We start from the raw sequence: 3,225 nt of genomic DNA, 5'->3' as shown, positions 1-3,225 counted from the left end.
CTCCTGCGCCTGGGTCGCGACCATGTGGCGTGCCGCCGCCACCACCCCGCCCTCGGGCGCGACGAGCAGGTGCGAACGCAGGCGGTGCTCGATCAGGTCGACGGATGCCACCGCGTCAGTCTGGCGGCACCCGTCGACATCGGCGAACTCAGGCGAAAGGGTTCGGCGTCAGCGTGTACTTGGTCTGCAGGTACTCGTGGATGCCCTCGGCGCCGCCTTCGCGACCGAGCCCGGAGAGCTTCCACCCGCCGAAGGGGGCGGCGGCGTTCGACACGACGCCGATGTTCAGGCCCATCATCCCGGTCTCGAGGCGCTCGATCATGCGCTGCCCGCGGGCGAGGTTCTCGGTGTAGACGTATGACACGAGTCCGTACTCGGTCGAGTTGGCGAGCGCGACCGCGTCGTCCTCGTCATCGAACGGGACGATGGCGAGCACCGGTCCGAAGATCTCCTCCCGAAGGATGTCGCTTCCCGCCGGCACGTCGGAGATCACCGTCGGCTCGAAGAACGTACCGGGCCGGTCGATCGGCGAGCCGCCGGTGCGCAGGCTCGCGCCGCGCCCGACGGCGTCGGCGACGAGGCTCTGCGCCTTGGCGACCGCACGGTCGTCGATGAGCGGGCCGATGGTGACGCCGTCCTCGGTTCCGCGTCCGATGCCGAACGCCTCGACCCGCTCGGTGACCCGGCGGGCGAACTCGTCGGCGACCGAGCGGTGCACGATGAAGCGGTTGGCGGCCGTGCAGGCCTGGCCGATGTTGCGGAACTTCGCGGCGATCGCGCCGTCGACGGCCTTGTCGAGGTCGGCGTCGTCGAACACGACGAACGGCGCGTTGCCTCCGAGCTCCATGGAGGTGCGCAGCACGCCCTGCGAGGCCTGCTCGAGCAGACGCTGGCCCACCGGGGTGGAACCCGTGAACGAGAGCTTGCGCAGCCGCGGGTCGCGGATGATCGGCTCCGACACGGCGCCCGAGGTGGAGGTCGTGATGACGTTGACGACACCGGCGGGCACGCCCGCATCTTCGAGCAGCTTGGCGAAGGCGAGGGTCGTGAGCGGGGTCAGCTCGGCGGGCTTGACGACCACCGTGCACCCGGCGGCGAGCGCGGGCGCGATCTTGCGGGTCGCCATCGCGAGCGGGAAGTTCCAGGGGGTGATGAGGAAGCACGGCCCGACGGCGTGCTGCGAGACGATCATGCGGCCGGTGCCCTCGGGGTTCGCGCCGTACCGGCCCTGCACGTGGGCGGTCTCCTCGCTGAACCAGCGCAGGAACTCGCCGCCGTACGCGACCTCTCCGCGGGCCTCGGCGAGGGGCTTCCCCATCTCGAGGGTCATCAGCAGCGCGAAGTCCTCCTTGCGCTCCTGCAGCAGGTCGAACGCGCGGCGCAGGATCTCCGCGCGCTGACGTGACGGCGTGCGCGACCATGTCTCGAACGCGGTGGCCGCGGCATCCAGTGCCGCGATGCCGTCGGCGGGCGAGGCATCCGCGATCTCCTTGATGAGCTCCCCGGTCGCCGGGTCGTAGACCTTGACGGTGCTCTCGCGTTCGCCGCGACGCCATTCGCCGCCGATGAACAGGCTGTCGGGGACGGCGGCCAGCAGGTCGCGCTCGCGGTTCTCGCTCATAGGACTCCCTCGTCACGGGCGACCGCGCGGGCGCCCTGGTATGGATCGTATACGATCAATCGGTGGTTCGGTCCCATTCTCACGCCGTCGTGCGCGGGACGTTTCGCCATCACGGCGATCACACGAACGTCACCTCGACAGCGCGGCGCATCGGCGGTCGCTGACGACGGTCTCCGCACGCGTCGTATACTCACCGTGTCCGCGGGCATCGACGCCCCGGTGCTCGAAAAAAGGGCACGAAGCCGCCTGCCGGCGCGCGAGACACACACGGCCTCAGTTCCGTTCCTGTCGAAAGCGCTTCGCCATGCCCACCGTCTCCGCCCACGTCGCCCACACCCTCGCCCGACACGTCGATCACGTCTTCGGCGTGATGGGCAACGGCAACGCCTACTTCCTCGATGCCCTCGTGACCGGCACCGCCGCGACCTACACCGCGCTGCGGCACGAGGCGGGCGCGGTCGTCGCCGCCGACGCGCACTACCGTGCGTCCGGACGCATCGCCGCCGCCACCGCCACCTACGGCGCCGGCTTCACCAACACCCTCACCGCCCTCGCCGAGGCGGTGCAGGCCCACGTGCCGCTCGTGCTCGTCGTCGGCGACGAGCCGACATCGGGGCCACGTCCGTGGGACGTCGACCAGATCGCCCTCGCGTCGGCCGTCGGCGCACGCACGTACACGGTCGGGCGCACGGATGCCGCGGCCACCACGGCGATCGCCATCGAGCACGCCCTCGCCTACCGGGTACCCGCGGTGCTCGCTATCCCCTACGACGTCGCGCGGCGCGACGCGGGTGACGTGCCGGATGCCGCGGCCCCCGCGGTGCCCGCACCGCTGGCCGTGCAGCCCGGCTTCGACACGGTGACCCTGCGTCGTGTCGGCGAGCTGCTCGCCGGGGCGTCGCGGCCCGTGCTGATCGCGGGGCGCGGTGCCTGGCTGGCGGGGGCGGGCCCGGCCCTCGACGCCCTCGCGTCGGCGACCGGCGCGCTCACCGCCACGACCGCCCTCGGGCGCGGCCTGTTCGCCGACCCGGCGCGCGACCTCGGCGTCACAGGCGGCTTCGGTGCGGACGGCGCGATGGCCGCCATCGCCCGGGCCGACGTCGCCGTCGTGTTCGGCGCCTCGCTCAACCAGTTCACGATGCGCTTCGGCGAGCTGTTCTCCCCGGGCACGCATGTCGTGCAGGTGGATGTGGCGCCGGCGGCGACGCATCCTCATGTCGGTGTGTACGTGCGCGCCGACGCGCGGCTCGCCGCCGAGGTGCTGCGTGACGCCATCGGCTCCGCGTCGCGAGCGCCCTGGGCGTCCGCCGACGAGGTCGCCGGCTGGCGGGCGCGGGAGGCCGGCGACGCACTCGCGCCGGACGGCCGCCTCGATCCCCGCTCGGCCGCGGCGCGCATCGGTGAGCTGCTGCCGCGCGACCGGGTGGTCGTGAGCGACGGCGGACACTTCCTCGGCTGGTCGAACATGTACTGGGATGTCGCCTCCCCCGACCGCGCCATGATGGTCGGCACCGCCTACCAGTCGATCGGACTGGGGCTCGCGAGCGTGCCGGGCGCAGCCCTCGCGCGGCCGGACTCGACCGTGGTGCTCACGACCGGCGATG

The 3,225-nt window shown here is 72.3% G+C and carries 2 protein-coding genes; one reads left to right on the top strand and one right to left on the bottom strand.

The annotated features are described in order from the left end of the window. Positions 1–148: 148 nt before the first annotated feature. Entirely contained in the window at positions 149–1,621 is a 1,473-nt protein-coding gene (locus ASG00_RS06980; protein WP_056207891.1) for an NAD-dependent succinate-semialdehyde dehydrogenase, read from the bottom strand. A gap of 304 nt (positions 1,622–1,925) precedes the next feature. Here ASG00_RS06980 and ASG00_RS06975 point away from each other — a divergent pair. Next, positions 1,926–3,225, top strand: a 1,300-nt coding sequence (locus ASG00_RS06975) for a thiamine pyrophosphate-binding protein (RefSeq protein ID WP_442922616.1), incomplete at its 3' end; no start/stop codon positions are given.

It is taken from the genome of Microbacterium sp. Leaf351 (genome assembly GCF_001423825.1).
GTDB classification, from domain to species: domain Bacteria; phylum Actinomycetota; class Actinomycetes; order Actinomycetales; family Microbacteriaceae; genus Microbacterium; species Microbacterium ginsengisoli.
This window is presented reverse-complemented; position numbering and strand designations above follow the sequence as displayed.